The sequence below is a fragment of the Weizmannia sp. FSL K6-0777 genome, assembly GCF_038593185.1.
Lineage (GTDB): Bacteria > Bacillota > Bacilli > Bacillales > Bacillaceae_C > Weizmannia > Weizmannia faecalis.
Window position 1 is genome coordinate 250,882 of record NZ_CP151971.1, and the last position, 17,129, is coordinate 268,010.

The window sequence follows — 17,129 nt, forward strand, 5'->3', positions numbered from 1 at the left end:
GTTGAAAGGTGAATCTGGAGTGGCTCTATGTTAAGAAAGGGAGCCAAATTTGTCTTGTATCTTAACATAGAAGCGCTCTACGTTAAGGAAGCGAGCCAAAACCGCCGTGTATCTTAACATAGAAGCGCTCTACGTTAAGGAAGCAGCTGAAATTTTCCGTGTATCTTAACATAGAGAGGCTCTACGTTAAGGAAGCAAGTCAAATCTGCCGTGTATCTTAACATAGAGAGGCTCTACGTTAAGGAAGCAAGTCAAATCTGCCGTGTATCTTAACATAGAGAGGCTCTACGTTAAGGAAGCAGCCGAAATCTGTCTTGTATCTTAACATAGAGTGGCCCTACGTTAAGGAAGCGAACCAAATCCGCCGCGTATCTTAACATAGAGAGGCTCTACGTTAAGGAAGCAGCTGAAATCTGTCTTGTATCTTAACATAGAAGAGCTCTACGTTAAGGAAGCAGCTGAAATTTTCCGTGTATCTTAAACATAGAAGCGCTCTACGTTAAGGAAGCGCGCGAAAACAGCCGTGTATCTTAACATAGAGAGGCTCTACGTTAAGGAAGCAGCTGAAATCTGTCTTGTATCTTAACATAGAAGGGCTCTACGTTAAGGAAGCGAGCCAAACCTTCGCCGTATCTTAACATAGAGAGGCTCTACGTTAAGGAAGCAAGCCAAAACCGCCGCGTATCTTAACATAGAGAGGCTCTACGTTAAGAAAGGGAGCCAAATTTGTCTTGTATCTTAACATAGAAGGGCTCTACGTTAAGGAAGCAGGCGAAATCTGTCTTGTATCTTAACATAGAGTGGCTCTACGTTAAGGAAGCAGCTGAAATCCGCCGCGTATCTTAACATAGAAGCGCTCTACGTTAAGGAAACAAGCGAAATTTTGGTTAAAAGTAAACACAGACAGGTTATATATGAAGGAACAGGCCGATATTTTGCCAAAAATAAACGCGGATCGTGCTTAGTCTACGAATTCACCAAAAATTTGCCGGAAAATGAACGCAGAAGCATTTTATTCCGAAAACCCGGTGCAGTTCAAGTGCCGGATAATCGAGAATTCATTGATAAAGGAGAGATAAAATGATCCGGTTTGAACATGTATCGAAACAGTTTCCGAACGGGACCCTTGCTGTAAAGTCTCTGGATTTGGAAATAGAAAAAGGGGAATTTTTCGTTCTGATCGGCCCGAGCGGCTCCGGGAAGACGACAACATTAAAAATGATCAACCGCCTCATCGAACTGTCAAAAGGCTGGGTCCGAATTAACGGAAAGAAAATCAGCGATTATGATATTCATGAACTTCGCTGGGATATCGGATACGTGCTCCAACAAATTGCGCTTTTCCCGCATATGACCATTGCGGAAAATATTGCGGTTGTGCCGGAACTGAAAAACTGGGACAAAAAAAGAATCCGTACCCGTGTCGATGAATTGCTGGAAATGGTGGGCCTGGACCCGAAAGAATACCGGAACCGGAAACCTCATGAACTTTCCGGAGGGCAACAACAAAGAGTGGGCGTTCTACGGGCTTTGGCTGCCGATCCGGAAATCATTTTGATGGATGAACCATTCAGCGCGCTCGATCCGTTCAGCCGGGAAAAATTGCAGGATGATGTGCTTGAAATTCAACAGAGGCTGAAAAAGACAATCGTTTTTGTTACCCATGATATGCGGGAAGCATTGAAACTCGGGGACCGGATTTGTCTCATGAAAGACGGGGAAATCGTTCAGGTCGGGACGCCGCATGCATTTTTAACCAACCCCGCGAACGATTTTGTACGCGAATTTGTCGGGAACAAACAGGTGCCGGTCCGCCTGGAGGAACTCATGGTCCCGGTTACAGATGAACAGGCAATATTGCCCCAAACGAAAACCGTTTCTTTACAGGCTCCATTGGCAGAGGTATTCGAACAGCTGGCCTCGTTTGAACAGATTGCCGTTGAGGATGGCGGAAAAATGGTCGGGGTGATCAACCGCCCGCACGCCATGAAAGTCATGTCACAATACTTAAGGGATGGAGGCCGGATGCATGAGTAGTTTCATCACCACCTTTTCAAACCGGAGAGCCCAGCTTTTGGACGCCCTTTTACAACATATAGAGATTTCATTAATCGCGCTTTTTTTCTCATTATTGATCGCGATCCCGCTTGGTATTTATTTAACGCGGAAACAAAAAATCGCGGAAACCATTATTGGCATAACCGGCGTGCTGCAAACCATTCCTTCTTTGGCTTTGCTCGGCCTGTTAATCCCGCTTTTTGGCATAGGGACCGTCCCGGCTGTGATTGCGCTCGTCGCATATGCGCTGCTTCCGCTTTTGCGCAACACCTACACTGGCATTAAAGAAATCGACCCTTCATTATTGGAAGCAGCAAGGGCGATGGGAATGAACAGAAGAAAACGGCTGATAAAAGTGGAGCTCCCTCTGGCCATGCCGGTTATCATGGCGGGGATCCGGACGGCGGCTATTTTGATCATCGGAACAGCGACGATTGCGGCGCTGATCGGAGCCGGCGGATTGGGTGACATTATCCTGCTTGGCATTGACCGGAATGATTATGCCCTTGTCATTCTCGGTGCCATTCCTGCCGCCTTGTTGGCCATTCTTTTCGATGTTTTGCTCAGGCAGCTTGAAAAAGTTTCTTTTAAGAAGATGATGGTGGCATCCGGCATTTTTATCTTGATGATCGTGTTGATCGTTGGTTCACTGGTTGCGCCAAACTTGCTTCATAAAGACGGGCAAAAAACGATTGTGATTGCCGGCAAGCTGGGGTCGGAACCGGAAATTCTGGACAATATGTACAAGTTGCTGATTGAAGAGAACACAGATTTAAAAGTGAAGTTAAAAACAGGGTTGGGCGATACAACCTTTGTTTTCAATGCGTTGCAGTCAAAGGATATCGATCTTTATCCGGAATTTTCCGGGACAGCCATCGTCAACATGCTGAAAGAGAACCCTGTCAGCACAGACGGCAAGGAAGTGTACGCGCAAGCAAAAGCAGGCATGGCCAAAAAATACAAGATGGCATTGTTACGCCCAATGAAATTTAATGACACTTATGCGATTGCAGTTCCGCAAAGTTTTGCAAAGAAATACCATTTGAAAAAGATATCGGACCTTGTAAAAGTCGAACAGGACGTAAAAGCCGGATTTACCCCCGAATTTGCCGATATCAAAGACGGATATCCCGGTTTGTCAAAAAAATACGGGTTGCATTTTCATGTGGTGACAATGGATCCGTCTGTACGGTACCATGCCATCCAACAAGGCAAAGTGAATCTAATGAACGCCTACTCCACAGATGGCGAACTGCAAAGGTATCACCTGGTCGTTCTTGAAGATGACAAGCATTTCTTCCCGCCATACCAGGGTTCGCCTTTATTGCGGCAGGAAACGGTTGACAAATATCCGGAAATTGTGCCGGCATTGAACAAGCTGGCCGGGAAGATTACAAACACCCAAATGCAGAAAATGAATTATGAAGTCGGTGTCAAAGGTAAGAAAGCGGAAGATGTTGCAAGAGCCTTTTTAGTAAAAGAAGGGCTCCTGAAAAAGTGACCGGATTATGCCGGGGCGTGCCGCGGAAACGTTACGGTGCATCGTTGAATGCGTGAACCTCTTGTTGCAAAGGTAGTCCAAAGTTTTAATCTGTGCCGGGAATTTCGCCCCGTATCGGGTGGAAATTGCCCGGCACGAAATTTGTCTGCGATATAAAATGCACAAAATATTGCAGCCTGTTGCCTGCTGTAAAATGGAGTTATCATGCAAATGGGTGCTTGAGCTTATGGTAAAAACTTAAGTTTATTTTTGCCCTCGTCCATCGACATGTTAGGTTATTCCACGATCCTGCCACAATTTTTCAATTCCCTGCCCTAGCATCAGCATATCTAGTAGTCTGCCCCTTGCCTCTTCAATCAATGCCTGAATCGTATTTTCCCACCCCATGAAACACCGGCAGCATTTTATTTCTGGGAAAAAGAAAGCGCTATTGACAAACTTGTATATACAGGATATGATGAGAATGTAAGATGTATATACAAGATTACGAGTAAATGAAAACGGTTTTGTGAAATAAAGTGAGGTGGCAATCATGTTTAAATTATTTCAAAAGAAGCCAAAGGAAGAACGTATTTTTGCTCCGGTAAGAGGGCAGGTTGTTGCCATTGAAGAAGTGCCGGACCCAACTTTTTCCGAAAAAATGATGGGGGACGGCATTGCGATAAAACCAACCGAAGGCCTCCTCGTGGCGCCATTTGACGGGGAAGTGGTGCAAGTCTTTCCGACGAAGCATGCCATCGGGCTGCGCGGCGCATCCGGGCTGGAACTTTTAATTCATATTGGGTTGGAAACGGTGACATTAAACGGGGAAGGATTTGAAACCGCTGTAAAAGCAGGCGATAAGGTGAAAAAAGGCGATACGCTCATCACCTTTGATCTGGCATTGATTCAAGAAAAAGCGGCGGATACCATCACATCCATCGTGGTGACAAACGGCGAGGCAGTTCATCTTGACAAAAAAATAAATTTGGATGCTATGCCGAAAGAAACGGTGGTCATGGTTGCCCAGTTGTAAGATCGCCAACAAGACAGGAGGAATGACAACATGGCGAAAATCAGCAATGAATCTGTAAAACAAATTGTTGAAGCAGTAGGCGGAAAAGACAATATTGCCGTGGCAACGCACTGTGTGACACGGCTGCGGTTTGCATTAAAAGATGAAGGAAAAGTAGACAAAGAAAAACTGGGGAAAATCGATCTTGTCAAAGGTTCTTTTTCAGCAAACGGACAGTACCAGGTTGTGATCGGCCAAGGGACAGTGGACAAAGTATATGACAAAATGGTTGAACTGACGGGTATCGGGCACGCTTCAAAAGAAGATGTGAAAAACGAAGCCGCAAAGAAAATGAATCCGCTTCAACGATTTGTCAAAATGCTTTCCGATATTTTCATCCCGATTTTGCCGGCAATCGTGACAGCTGGTTTGTTAATGGGATTGAACAATCTTTTGACAGGCCAGGGCATTTTTTACGCCCATAAGTCTTTTATTCAAGTTCACGAAAGCTGGGCCGGGCTTGCGGACATGATTAACATCATTGCCAATACCGCCTTCACGTTCCTGCCGATCTTAATCGGGTGGTCGGCTGTGAAACGGTTTGGCGGCAATCCGCTTCTCGGGATTGTGCTCGGCGCGATGATGATCCATCCGGACTTATTGAATGCTTATTCATACGGTGAAGCACTGAAAAGCCACTCTATCCCGGTATGGAATCTGTTTGGCTGGCATGTCAATAAAATTGGCTATCAGGGGCAGGTGCTGCCGGTCCTCGTATCGTCCTTTATTCTGGCGAAACTTGAACTATGGCTGAAAAAACGGATCCCGGATGCCATTCAGTTGCTGCTTGTCGCCCCCATTGCTTTACTTGTAACCGGATTTGTGACATTCGTGGCAGTCGGGCCGCTGACTTTTGGCATCGGGAACTGGATTACAGGCCTTGTCGTATATGTATTTAACCATGTACCGGCAATCGGCGGCCTGCTTTACGGCGGCTGCTATGCGCTCCTTGTCATTACAGGGATGCACCAGGCTTTTCTTGCGGTCGACTTCCAGTTGATCTCGAGCGCTGGCGGCACGTATTTGTGGCCGATTCTCTGCATGTCCAATATTGCACAAGGTTCGGCTGCGCTTGCCATGATGTTTTTGGCAAAGAACAAAGTGGATAAAGGGATGGCCGGCACATCTTCCGTTTCTGCTTATCTCGGTATTACGGAACCGGCGATGTTCGGTGTCAATCTCCGCTTCAAATATCCGTTTGTTTGCGCACTGATCGGCTCAGCCATTGCAGGGATTGTACTGGCAACCGGACATGTGAAAGCCCCGGCCATCGGCGTCGGCGGGATCCCTGGATTCTTGTCCATCTTCCCGCATTCGTGGGGAACGTTTTTTACCGGTATGGCGATCGTCATTGTCGTGCCGTTCGTGCTGACCTTCTTGTTCGGTAAATTAAAAAGACAAAAAGCGTAAAGGACAGGAAAGCGGACTGTACAATGGCAGGCCGCTTTCCGGCTATATAAAATTGGATCGCTTTAACATCCAAATCATATTTCGAGCCTTCATGGCATTACGACGATAGCAATTTGGGAGTGGAAAAAATGGAACAACCTTGGTGGAAAAAAGCAGTTGTCTATCAAATTTACCCTAAAAGCTTTAAAGATACAAACGGGGATGGCATTGGCGACCTTGAAGGGATTATTGAGAAACTAGATTATTTGAAAAAGCTTGGCATCGATGTCATTTGGTTGACGCCGGTTTATCCGTCCCCGCAGCGCGATAACGGGTATGACATCAGCGACTACTATGCCATTGATGAGACGTACGGTACGATGGAAATATTTGAGCAACTGCTTATAGAAGCGCATGCACGAAATATAAAAATCATGATGGACATCGTTGTCAACCATACTTCAACCGCGCACAGATGGTTTATCGAAAGCGCATCATCGAAAGACAACCCGTACAGGGATTACTACATTTGGCGGGACCCGAAAGACGGGAAAGAACCGAACAACTGGGTCTCCAAGTTCGGCGGGCCGGCATGGCAATACGATGAAAAAACCGGGCAGTACTACTTGCACCTGTTTGATGTGACACAGGCGGACTTGAACTGGGAAAACGAAAAAGTCCGGGAAGCAGTCTACACCATGATGAAGTTTTGGCTTGAAAAAGGGGTTGACGGCTTCCGCCTTGATGTCATCAATTTGATTTCCAAAAACCAGGATTTCCCCGATGATGACGGATCAGTCCCGCCGGGCGACGGGCGCAAATTTTATACGGACGGCCCGCGCATCCATGAATTTTTGCATGAAATGAACGAGAAAGTGTTTTCAAAATATAATGCGATGACTGTCGGGGAAATGTCTTCAACCACGATTGAAAACAGCATCCGCTATACGAACCCGGCTTCCCGTGAGCTGGACATGGTGTTTCAGTTTCATCATTTGAAGGTCGATTACGAAAACGGCGACAAGTGGACGGCTGCCGATTTTGATTTTCTAGCACTGAAAAAGATTCTGTCCACATGGCAGACGCGCATGCATAAAGGCGGCGGCTGGAACGCCTTATTCTGGTGCAACCACGACCAGCCGAGAATCGTATCAAGATACGGAGATGACGGCAAGTACCGGGTGGAATCGGCGAAAATGCTGGCAACGGTGATCCATATGATGCAGGGAACGCCTTATATTTACCAGGGAGAAGAAATCGGCATGACCAATGCGCATTTTGACCGGATTGAACAGTACCGGGATGTCGAGTCCCTTAATATGTACAACATTTTACAGAGCCGTGGAAAAAGCCATGCGGAAATCATGGAAATATTAATGCGGAAATCAAGGGACAATTCGCGCACACCGATGCAATGGGACAGTACGAAAAACAGCGGGTTTACCGAAGGCACGCCATGGATTGCAGTCGCTTCCAACTATCCTGATATTAACGTAGAAAAAGCGCTGAAAGATCCGAACTCCGTTTTTTACCATTATCAAAAACTCATTCAGTTAAGAAAAACGTATGACGTCATCACAGATGGGGACTTTCAGCTATTGCTTCCGGACCATCCGCGAATCTTTGCTTATTTGCGGACAAGTGAAGACGGCAAGCTGCTGGTGGTGAATAATTTTTACGGAGAACCGGTGCAGTTTGAGCTGCCGGGTACACTGGACGGGGTAGCTGAAATATTGATTTCCAATTATCCCGATTCTCCTCTGGATTTTCATTCTTTCACTCTGCGTCCGTATGAATCTGTTGTGTACTTTTTGACAGAATCGTAATGCCGGTTTTGCCATGGTACAATACAAGTGGTGATCCCAAATGAAAGAAAACAAGTATTACACGATTTACCATCAGCTTGCTGAAAAAATCGAAAACGGGGAGATGGAAGCAGGCAGCCTCCTGCCATCCGAGCATATTTTGGCGGAACAATTCGGGGCTTCAAGGGAGACGATCCGGAAAGCCCTCAATCTGTTATCCCAGAATGGCTATATTCAAAAAATCCGGGGAAAAGGTTCTGTTGTACTGGACGTAAAAAAGTTTGATTTTCCGGTTTCAGGCCTTGTCAGCTTCCGTGAAATTGCGGAAAGCTCAGGGAAGCCATGGCGCACGAATGTCCATGAACTTGTCCTCATCAGACCGGACGATGCCCTGGCCCGGCAGTTGAAAATATCCGGAAAAGAAGAAGTATGGCAGGTAGTCCGGTCGCGGGAAATTGACCATGAGAACATCATTTTGGATAAGGATTACATCCGGAAAAAGTTTGTCCCGTCGATTACAAGAGATATTTGTGAAATCTCGCTCTACCAGTATTTTGAAAAAACACTCGGCCTTGTGATCAGCTTTGCGAAAAAAGAAATCACAGTCGAAAAAGCAACAGAGGAAGACTACAAGTATCTTGACATGGACGAGTACAATCATGTCGTCGTTGTCCGGAACCATGTTTATTTGGATGATGCAAGCCTTTTGCAATATACCGAATCGCGCCACAGGCTGGACAAATTCCGGTTTGTCGATTTCGCGAGGCGGGAGCACCGGTAAGCGGATTTGTTTAAAGCCAAGTGCAAAATACCCTGGCAATGTTCGCCAGGGTATTTTTGTGCATGGAGGAATCCTCCCGTGTTTTTCCTGATTATACAAACAGATTGATGATCAGGACAATAAAGAATGCTGCAAACGACAACAAGGTTTCCAATACGGTCCAGGTTTTAAACGTCTGTTTGACAGACAGCCCGAGATATTCTTTAACAAGCCAAAAACCGGCATCGTTGACATGGGAGAACATGAGTGATCCTGCACCGGTTGCAATAACCAACAGCGGAAGATTGATCCCCGTCATATGGACGACAATCGGATCGACGATGCCTGCTGCCGTGGTCAGTGCGACAGTCGCAGAACCGGTTGCGATCCGGATCAGGCCGGCTACAACAAAGGCCATGACAAGCGGGGAAAGTTGCCATTGCGTGGCAACATGGGCAATCGCATCACCGACACCGGAGGAAATCAGCACTTGTTTAAATGCCCCGCCTGCACCGATGATCATCATGATCGAGGCAAGAGGAGCGAGGGACTCCCCGGTCAGTTTATTGATCAAATTCCGCCCGATGCCCTGTCTGGTCCCAAGCAAATAATAAGCGACAAACACTGAAATCAATAATGCAATCAACGGGTTTCCGATAAAATTTAAAAAATGGGCCAATTGGGCAGGCATCCGGACGAACGGTACAATAACCGTTCCGATCATTAAGATAATTGGCAGTAAAATCGTAAAAAAGGAAACCCCGACAGACGGATAAGATGTTGCCGAAACATTTGCCGCCACTACTTTCGGTTCTGTTTCCGGTTTTACCCGTTTACTAATGTAATGAGCAAATAACGGGCCGCCAATGATACCGGCCGGCAAAGCGACAATCAATGAATAAAGCAAAACCTGCCCCACATCGGCATGAAAAATACCGATCGCTGCCATTGCTCCCGGATGGGGCGGGACGATGCCGTGTGAAATGGATAAAGCAGAAATCATCGGGATCGCAATCAGCAAAAGATTTTTCTTCGTTGTTTTTTGGATCGCAATCACAAGCGGCAGTAAAATGACAAGGCCGACTTCAAAAAATACCGGAATACTGATAATCAAGCCGGCAAAGAAAGTGGCCCATGGAAGATTCCGGTCACCGAATGCCCGGGTGAAATAATTTGAAATCTGTATACCGGCGCCTGATTCGGACATCATTTTCCCTAGAATGGTGCCCAGTGCAAGAATCCCCAGCAATGAACTGAGAATACCCCCGACACCTTGTTCATAATCTGTCACAATTTTTGTGATTGGCAGTCCGGCTGCAAGGCCAAGAGCCAAACTTGCAACCGACAGACTGATGAATGCATGCCATTTTAACCATGTGACCCCGACAATGACGAGTACAATGGCAAGGATGGTTATCGTGATGAGATACGCACTGCTCATGAAAATCACTGCTTTCTTTAATAATTTTTAGGGTACGATTGCTGATGAAGCGAATGCCTCTTATCCGTTGATGCAAAACAGGGGGCCCTTCCCCCGGCCGCAACACCGCTGATGTATAAATAGGACTTGTTTTTTGGAACCGGCTAAAAAGCGTTCCCGGTTCAAACGGCGAAAATACCCGGCTAGAGCCGGCATTCATCTGCGGCTTTAAAACGCGGCTGGCGTCAGGCAATGGAAGCTTCAAATCGTGGCTCATGCTTGCCCCGCATTCGTTATGCAAAGGCGGAACGGTTATTCAAGCCGCGGTCAATACCTGTATAAAAGGCACAAAAATATCGCAGTACTGTTGCCTGCTGTAAAAATAGGCATCATGCATGGGTGCTCGGGTTTGATATAAAAACTCAAATTCAGCTTATATCGTTCATGTTTCCGCGTCTGTTCCAAATTGCGATTGTTGAAAAGCAGCAATATCGTTCCATTCATCGTTCAGTTTGCGCGAAAGGCGGATGAAGATCGGGAATAGCTGCTCATAAACCGCCACGTTTTCCGGAATCGGCTGATGGCTGTGTACAGAACCAACCATTGTGGAAACGACATCCAGACTGTCCGCTTCTCCTACCGCATACAAACCAAGTACCGCCGCCCCCAAGCATGAACTTTCAAAACTTTCCGGGACATTGACCGGCTGATTGAAAATATCTGCCATCATCTGGCGCCAAAGCGGTGAACGGGCAAATCCCCCGGTTGCCTGGATCCGTACCGGTTCTCCGGTTCTTTCCTTCATGGCCAGCATGACACTGTAAAGGTTGTAAATAATGCCCTCCAGTACGGCCCGGATCATATGTTGTTTTTCATGATGCAGAGTGAGGCCGAAGAAGGCACCCCGGGCATTCGGGTTCCACAACGGTGCGCGTTCACCGCTGAAATACGGCTGAAAAATTAACCCGTCCGCACCCGGCTTCACACGCGATGCCATTCTTGTCAGCACATCATAAGGGCTGATGCCAAGCCGCTTTGCCGTTTCAACCTCGGAAGCTGCAAATTCATCCCTTGCCCATCTCAATATGCCGCCTCCGTTATTGACAGGCCCGCCTACCACCCATTTATCTTCCGTCAATTCATAGCAGAAAAGCCTGCCTTTTGGATCAGCAGCAGGATGGTCCAGTACGGTCCGGATCGCGCCGCTTGTGCCGATGGTGACTGCAACAACGCCCGGATCAATCGCGTCCACGCCGAGATTTGAAAGCACACCGTCGCTTGCGCCGAGCACAAATGGCGTATCTTTGCCCAACCCCATTTGGTCTGCATATTGGGGATCAAGCCCGCTCATGATCTGTGTGGTCGGAACAGGTTTGGATAACCGGTCCGCTGTTAATCCGGCCAGTTTTAATGCTTCTTCATCCCAGGACAAGGTGTCCATTCTCATCAGACCGGTGCAGGAGGCAATGGAATAATCGACAACGTATTGATGGAACAAACGGTAAAAAACATATTCTTTAATTGAAATAAATTTTGCTGCTTTTTGAAAGATTTCAGGCCTTTCATGCCGCAGCCACATCAGTTTTGGCAATGGGGACATCGGATGGATCGGCGTCCCCGTCCGCATATAGATTTCATGGCCACCCAATTCTTCTTTCAGTTTGCGGCACCAGCCGATGCTCCGGTTATCCGCCCAGGTGATGCAGCGCATAAGCGGTTTGCCTTCCCGATCTACAGGAATGACACTGTGCATGGCGCAGCTGAAGCTGACAAACCGGATTGTTTCGGGGCTTTGGCCGCTCTTCGCTGTAACAGCCTGAATGGTATGAAGGACAGCTTGGAAAATCTGCTCCGGATCCTGTTCTGCAGTAAATGCATCCGGCGTATACAACGGATAACCTTGATTGGCATTTGCGATGATGGTTCCATCGGTTTTGTAAAGTACAGCTTTGGTGCTGGTTGTGCCGATATCAACCCCTATCATACAGGCGTCATGCATCGTAAAAGCCTCCTTTTTAGTATGTTAAAGCGAACGTAGCAAATTCATTGAATACTTGTCGACAACTTGAATGTAATAAAAAGCGATGCCGCCGGGCCAGATTGCCGAAAAGGAATGGAAACATAAAACCCTGCGCCATGCGGGCTGCGCCTACTCCGTTTTTCCCTCTGCCGGAAAAGATTTATCGAGTGTTCTTTTTGAGTCTTTAAAATAAGCAGAAACAGATTGTTCCACGTTTTCTTCATTTCCGGTTAAAAGGCTGTTTACGATTTTCCGGTGTTTTTCAATGACCCATGCCAGATGGTCAGGGCCGTGGGCAAAAACATCTTCCGTTGTCACGAGGAGTACGGCCATGATCAAGGACTTCATGCCATTCCAAAGATTCAAGATCCGTTTATGGCCGGCATGGCGGATGATCCGATCATGGAAAGAAAAATCGTAATAGGCGAAATCGCTGTGATTCTCGTATTTTGCTGCAATCTTCATTTTATCGATCGTCTCGTTCAGGAATTGGATCAACTGTTCCTGAGGAGCAGCAGACACTCTTTGCTGCGCAAAAATCTCAATCATTTCACGTACGTCGTACAGTTCATGAATATCTGTCAGCCCCATTCCCAGTACGCGGGCGCCCATTCTTTCCAATTGAATAAGACCGTCGTTGGCAAGGGCTTTCAATGCATCACGGACCGGCGAACGGCTCGTCCCGTATTTCCGGGCAATCTGGTTTTCGGAAATGATGTCACCAGGCTTGATTTCATTTGTAAGGATCAGCAGGCGCAATTCATTTGCGATCTGCTCGCCAAGAGAAGCATTTTTCATCCATTGTTCAGGGAACTGTAGCATATTCAAAACTCCCGTTCGTGTAAATTTGATCCGAAAAGCCTGTCTCCGTTTCAGTGCGGCTTACTGGCCGGACCGGGTTACTGCATGTCCGCCAAATTCATTCCGGAGTGCGGCAACGACTTTGCCGGTAAAAGTATCTTTTTCAAGGGAACGGTACCGGTTCATCAAGGATAAGGCAATGACCGGTATGGATGCTTGCAAATCAAGTGCGGTTTCAACCGTCCATTTGCCTTCCCCGGATGATGCCATGACACCACTGATTTCATCGAGATGGGCGTCTTTTGAAAATGCATCTTCCAATAGTTCAACAAGCCAGCTGCGAATGACGGATCCGTGGTTCCACACTTTTGCAACAGCCTGGTTGTCGTAGTCATACGGGCTTTTCTCGAGAATTTCAAATCCTTCAGCCAATGCTTCCATCATGCCGTATTCAATACCGTTATGCACCATTTTGAGGAAATGGCCGCTTCCCGGTTTTCCGGTGTATAAATACCCGTCTTTTTCTGAAATTTTTTCAAAAAGGGGCTCCAACTGATCAAATACCGGCTTGTCTCCCCCGATCATCAGGCAGGCGCCATTCCGGGCTCCGTTGATCCCGCCGGACGTGCCGACATCAAGAAAATGAATGCCTTTGTTTTGAAGCAAAGTATAATGCCTGCATGAATCGGTATAATGAGAGTTGCCGCCGTCAATTACAATATCGCCGGCGCTGAGCAAGTTGCTGAGCTTGTGAATGGTTTCGTTTGTCGGTTCCCCGGACGGCACCATCACCCAAATTTTTCTAGGGGCTTCAAGATTTTGGATCAGCGCTTCCAATGAAGGAAAGCATTTTGCCCGTGAATCAAGGGATGACAACAGTGCGGTTGCATCTCTGGACGTGTCATACGCCTTTACATCCACTTGATGATCCAGCATATTGAGTGATAAATTCAACCCCATTTTTCCAAGTCCAACGATCCCGATTTCCATAAGAGATCCTCCTCTCGTAAGATTGTAAGATTAGTATACTTGTCGACAAGTTGAATCGTGAGCGCTTTCTTTTTTGTGAAAAAGTAAAATGTTTTCGTTTTCAAATCCATCATAGTTGATCGAACAGGGGTTGTCAAGGAAGAGAATGTATTCCTATTTTTTCCACTTATCTGCATACAAGCGTTCCATCGATCCGGAATGGGAAGTTTCAGGTGGTATAAAACTGGATCGGATCTCCCCAGACGCTCCAAGAGCTTTACCTCCGTTAAGTGTGGAGCCTCAAAACGGCTAGAGGTCTAAAGAAAGGCTCTTAAGCTGTTTCGAGGCTTTTTACTCTTTGATTCTTTCTTAATTGTACTCATATTGAGTAGAAGCTTATTATGCCAACAACCCAAAGGAACAATAGTATTCCAATAATTGTAAACAACATAATTTTTGTACTTTTTTTCATGACCCGGCCCCCTTTTTATTAACACTTTTTACCAATCCGCGTAATGCCTGTCCATCTTTTTCCATCACATTTTTACCAATTCTTCATCTATCATTATTAATCAAACAATAAGGAAATTCCTTTAAAAAATGGCCATTTTGTTGCGGGAAAGTAAAATATTTTCGATTTCAACTTTTTCATAGTCTGAGAGATATGCCCGCCGGTCCGCATGGAAATTTTCAGTTGGTATCTAAACTTGATGCAGATCAAATGCAGATTTTCACAATTGATATAGAATAAAGGGAGGGGGAATTCAACAGATCGGAGTGAAAAAAGATGAAAACGATCATTGTGTATTCAACCATGACAGGTACAACCGAATTTATGGCAGAACAAATTGCGGCAGCCCTGACAGAAGCGGGTTATGCCGTTGATATAGCAGAATCAACCAATACAAGCGCGCATGAACTTACCGGTTATGATCTGATTCTGATCGGCGCAAATACATGGGACGAGGGCGATCTTTGGGATGAGATGATCGATTTTTATGAGGAACTTCCGGAAGTCGATTTAACCGGCAAAAAAGGTGCGGTGTTTGGCGCCGGCGACTCTTTTTACGAGCATTTCGCCACCGCGGTGGATACGATGGAGGAAGCATTGAAAAAGCAGGGGTGCGAGCTGCTTTTGGACGGGTTAAAAGTGGATGTCGTCCCGGATGAGGAAATCGAAACCGCCTGCAAAGATTTTGCCCGGAAACTTGATTTGCGCTGCCGCGAGCTGGGGCTTGTGCAGCAATGAACACCGTCATCCTGCACAAGCTTTCCCTTTTGCCAGAAGAGCCGGGATGCTATTTGATGAAAAGCCGGGAAGGGGAAATCATTTATGTTGGAAAGGCAAAAAAGCTGAAAAACCGGGTACGCTCTTACTTTACCGGTTCCCATGATGAAAAAACAACCCAGCTTGTCGGAGAGATTTTTGATCTGGAATGGATCGTCACAGCGACCAACACGGAGGCTTTGGTGCTGGAAATGAATCTGATTAAGCAGTACCGGCCGAAATACAATATTATGCTAAAAGATGATAAAAGCTACCCCTTTATCAAAATTACGGATGAACGGCACCCCCAGCTCATTTTAACGCGTGAAGCAGGCCGTGATAAAGGGAAATATTTCGGCCCGTTTCCGAATGCCCGGGCGGCAGCGGAGACAAAAAAAGTACTGGACAGGCTTTATCCGCTCAGGCGTTGTCCGGAATCAAGCACCCGCCCCTGCCTGTATTACCAGCTTGGACTGTGCATTGGCACCTGTGCAAGGGAAGTGGGTGAAGAAGAATACAAGGAACAAATCCGCAAAATTGTCCATTTTTTCCACGGCGGTTACCGAGCAGTTTTAAAAGACATGAAAAAAGAAATGCTGCAGGCAGCAAAAAAGCTTGATTTTGAAAAAGCGGAACAACTGAAGGAACAAATCATGCAAATTGAAGTGACCATGGAAGATCAAAATATCGTGCTGAGCGACCCTGTAAGCCGGGATATATTCGGCTTTGCTGTTCAAGACGGGTTCATGTGTGTCCACGTTTTTTATATGCGGGACGGCAGGATTATGGAGCGGGAGGTTATTTTCAGGTCAATTGGAAGCAAGGAACCGAAAAGGGCATTTCTTGACTTTTTACAGCATTTTTATGGCAAGAGTGGCAATGCGTTGCCAAAGGAAATGCTCATTCCGGCTGCAGTTGGGAAGGAAGCGGCCAAAATATGCGTTTCCGCCCGTATCGTGCAGCCGAAACGCGGGCAGAAAAAAGAAATGGTGCAGCTGGCAACTAAAAATGCGCGTATTGCGCTGGAAGAAAAGGTTTCGTTAATGGAACTTGAAACGGTGTAGACTGCCGCATATTTCACGGCAATATCGGCAAAAGAATACGTACTGCAGTGCCTTTGCCAGGTTCGCTTTTTACATTGATAGAGCCCCCGTGAAGTTCCACGAGCTGTTTTGTAATCGCCATACCGAGGCCGGGATCACTTGTCTGTAAAGCGTTTTCCGGGTAAAATGGCATGAGAAGCTAAGCCATCATCATATGACAATAAGAGCTTGGGCAAAACTAAATTTTTTTTAGGGGGCTCATCACATGGAGTGCCATCATCATATCCATGGTTCCCATCCCGGGCATGGTTGTAAAAGCCATGCGGGATGCATACGGCTCGTGCCTATTTTCAACCATCTGGAAGAAGAACAGATGGCGAAGATCGGGGCGTCTGTTGAAACGCTGGCATTACAAAAGGGGGAAATACTTTTCCGGGCAGGGGAAAGAGATGATACGCTGTATATTATCCATACCGGAAAAGTAAGGATTTACCGGTTGGCAGATTCGGGAAAGGAGCAGCTTGTCCGCATATTAAATCCGGGTGATTTTACCGGCGAGCTGGCTGTTTTTCAACCGGGGGAAATTCATGAAAATTACGCAGAGGCCCTGCAGGATTCGACCATCTGCAGGATGAAACAGAAGGACCTTCAAGCCTATTTGCTGGCATATCCCCAAATCGCTTTAAAAATCTTAACGGAAATCACAAAGCGTTTGGAAGAATCGGAAAAACAAACGGCCCGGGTAGCGGTCGAAAATGTGGAATCCAGAATCATCTCCTTTTTAGCCAGTTGTGTGGAACAAAGCGGGACGAATGATACAGTGATTGCCTTGCCAATGTCTAAAAAAGATTTGGCTTCTTATCTTGGAACAACCCCCGAAACCATCAGCCGAAAGTTTACAAATCTGGAAAAACAGGGATTAATAGAACAGTTGCCAAATAAGAAAGTCAAAATTCCTGACTTGGACGAGCTGTTATTGTATGCAGATGAGGCAACGTCAGCCGGCGGCCACCACTGAAAAAGTGCTGAAAAAATAAACAAG

At 46.5% G+C, this 17,129-nt stretch carries 13 protein-coding genes and 1 pseudogene; 9 read left to right on the plus strand and 5 right to left on the minus strand.

The genetic code is table 11. From position 1 onward, the window contains the following. The first annotated feature begins 1,080 nt into the window (after positions 1–1,080). The 6 genes from opuFA (at position 1,081) to treR (ending at position 8,588) form a co-directional block, all read left to right on the plus strand. Positions 1,081–2,037 (plus strand): osmoprotectant update ABC transporter ATP-binding subunit OpuFA, encoded by a 957-nt coding sequence (gene opuFA, locus NST70_RS01295; protein ID WP_014096409.1) that lies wholly within the window; start codon positions 1,081–1,083, stop codon positions 2,035–2,037. Further along, on the plus strand, positions 2,030–3,559 hold the full coding sequence (opuFB, locus tag NST70_RS01300; RefSeq protein ID WP_017550606.1) for an osmoprotectant update ABC transporter permease/substrate-binding subunit OpuFB: 1,530 nt from the start codon (positions 2,030–2,032) through the stop codon (positions 3,557–3,559). Before opuFA ends, opuFB begins: the two co-directional genes overlap by 8 nt. A 532-nt stretch (positions 3,560–4,091) precedes the next feature. Then, on the plus strand, positions 4,092–4,574 hold the full coding sequence (locus NST70_RS01305) for a PTS glucose transporter subunit IIA (protein ID WP_014096407.1): 483 nt from the start codon (positions 4,092–4,094) through the stop codon (positions 4,572–4,574). Between the two features lie 30 nt (positions 4,575–4,604). Continuing rightward, a complete protein-coding gene (gene treP, locus NST70_RS01310; RefSeq protein ID WP_014096406.1) occupies positions 4,605–6,023 on the plus strand; it encodes a PTS system trehalose-specific EIIBC component in 1,419 nt (472 codons plus the stop codon). Positions 6,024–6,151: 128 nt separating this feature from the next. Continuing rightward, positions 6,152–7,828, plus strand: coding sequence for an alpha,alpha-phosphotrehalase (gene treC, locus NST70_RS01315; protein WP_014096405.1), 1,677 nt, complete (start codon positions 6,152–6,154; stop codon positions 7,826–7,828). A 40-nt stretch (positions 7,829–7,868) separates the two neighbouring features. Beyond that, positions 7,869–8,588: a trehalose operon repressor gene (gene treR, locus NST70_RS01320; protein ID WP_061565655.1), complete on the plus strand. Its 720-nt coding sequence runs from the start codon at positions 7,869–7,871 to the stop codon at positions 8,586–8,588. 91 nt (positions 8,589–8,679) lie between these two features. Here the strand turns inward: treR and NST70_RS01325 are convergent, their stop codons facing one another. The 4 genes from NST70_RS01325 to gnd form a co-directional block, all read right to left on the minus strand. Next, positions 8,680–10,008 (minus strand): gluconate:H+ symporter, encoded by a 1,329-nt coding sequence (locus NST70_RS01325; RefSeq protein ID WP_035190551.1) that lies wholly within the window; start codon positions 10,006–10,008, stop codon positions 8,680–8,682. 421 nt (positions 10,009–10,429) lie between these two features. Continuing rightward, positions 10,430–11,986: a gluconokinase gene (gntK, locus tag NST70_RS01330; RefSeq protein ID WP_061565654.1), complete on the minus strand. Its 1,557-nt coding sequence runs from the start codon at positions 11,984–11,986 to the stop codon at positions 10,430–10,432. A 150-nt stretch (positions 11,987–12,136) separates the two neighbouring features. Beyond that, positions 12,137–12,829: a GntR family transcriptional regulator gene (locus NST70_RS01335; protein ID WP_017550602.1), complete on the minus strand. Its 693-nt coding sequence runs from the start codon at positions 12,827–12,829 to the stop codon at positions 12,137–12,139. A gap of 60 nt (positions 12,830–12,889) precedes the next feature. After that, entirely contained in the window at positions 12,890–13,798 is a 909-nt protein-coding gene (gene gnd / locus NST70_RS01340) for a phosphogluconate dehydrogenase (NAD(+)-dependent, decarboxylating) (RefSeq protein ID WP_061565653.1), read from the minus strand. Between the two features lie 766 nt (positions 13,799–14,564). On the opposite strand from gnd, the gene NST70_RS01345 reads away from it, so the two are divergent. Together NST70_RS01345 and uvrC are read left to right on the plus strand one after the other, a co-directional pair. Then, on the plus strand, positions 14,565–15,026 hold the full coding sequence (locus tag NST70_RS01345) for a flavodoxin (protein WP_014096398.1): 462 nt from the start codon (positions 14,565–14,567) through the stop codon (positions 15,024–15,026). Then, positions 15,023–16,108, plus strand: coding sequence for an excinuclease ABC subunit UvrC (gene uvrC, locus NST70_RS01350; RefSeq protein ID WP_052749688.1), 1,086 nt, complete (start codon positions 15,023–15,025; stop codon positions 16,106–16,108). The genes NST70_RS01345 and uvrC overlap by 4 nt, the downstream gene beginning before the upstream one ends. 13 nt (positions 16,109–16,121) lie before the next feature. On the opposite strand, the pseudogene NST70_RS01355 reads toward uvrC, so the two are convergent. Continuing rightward, positions 16,122–16,238: pseudogene (locus NST70_RS01355) on the minus strand (ATP-binding protein); the annotation flags it as partial. A gap of 114 nt (positions 16,239–16,352) precedes the next feature. Between NST70_RS01355 and NST70_RS01360 the strand changes: the two are divergent. Next, positions 16,353–17,105, plus strand: a complete 753-nt coding sequence (locus NST70_RS01360) for a Crp/Fnr family transcriptional regulator (protein ID WP_035182739.1) — start codon at positions 16,353–16,355, stop codon at positions 17,103–17,105. The last annotated feature ends 24 nt before the right edge of the window (positions 17,106–17,129 follow it).

Coding starts and splice junctions, on each gene's coding strand:
- NST70_RS01305 (WP_014096407.1), top strand. CDS start 4,092: ATGTTTAAATTATTTCAAAAGAAGCCAAAGGAAGAACGTATTTTTGCT.
- uvrC (WP_052749688.1), top strand. CDS start 15,023: ATGAACACCGTCATCCTGCACAAGCTTTCCCTTTTGCCAGAAGAGCCG.
- treP (WP_014096406.1), top strand. CDS start 4,605: ATGGCGAAAATCAGCAATGAATCTGTAAAACAAATTGTTGAAGCAGTA.
- NST70_RS01325 (WP_035190551.1), bottom strand. CDS start 10,008: ATGAGCAGTGCGTATCTCATCACGATAACCATCCTTGCCATTGTACTC.
- treR (WP_061565655.1), top strand. CDS start 7,869: ATGAAAGAAAACAAGTATTACACGATTTACCATCAGCTTGCTGAAAAA.
- NST70_RS01335 (WP_017550602.1), bottom strand. CDS start 12,829: ATGCTACAGTTCCCTGAACAATGGATGAAAAATGCTTCTCTTGGCGAG.
- gnd (WP_061565653.1), bottom strand. CDS start 13,798: ATGGAAATCGGGATCGTTGGACTTGGAAAAATGGGGTTGAATTTATCA.
- NST70_RS01345 (WP_014096398.1), top strand. CDS start 14,565: ATGAAAACGATCATTGTGTATTCAACCATGACAGGTACAACCGAATTT.
- opuFA (WP_014096409.1), top strand. CDS start 1,081: ATGATCCGGTTTGAACATGTATCGAAACAGTTTCCGAACGGGACCCTT.
- treC (WP_014096405.1), top strand. CDS start 6,152: ATGGAACAACCTTGGTGGAAAAAAGCAGTTGTCTATCAAATTTACCCT.
- opuFB (WP_017550606.1), top strand. CDS start 2,030: ATGAGTAGTTTCATCACCACCTTTTCAAACCGGAGAGCCCAGCTTTTG.
- NST70_RS01360 (WP_035182739.1), top strand. CDS start 16,353: ATGGAGTGCCATCATCATATCCATGGTTCCCATCCCGGGCATGGTTGT.
- gntK (WP_061565654.1), bottom strand. CDS start 11,986: ATGCATGACGCCTGTATGATAGGGGTTGATATCGGCACAACCAGCACC.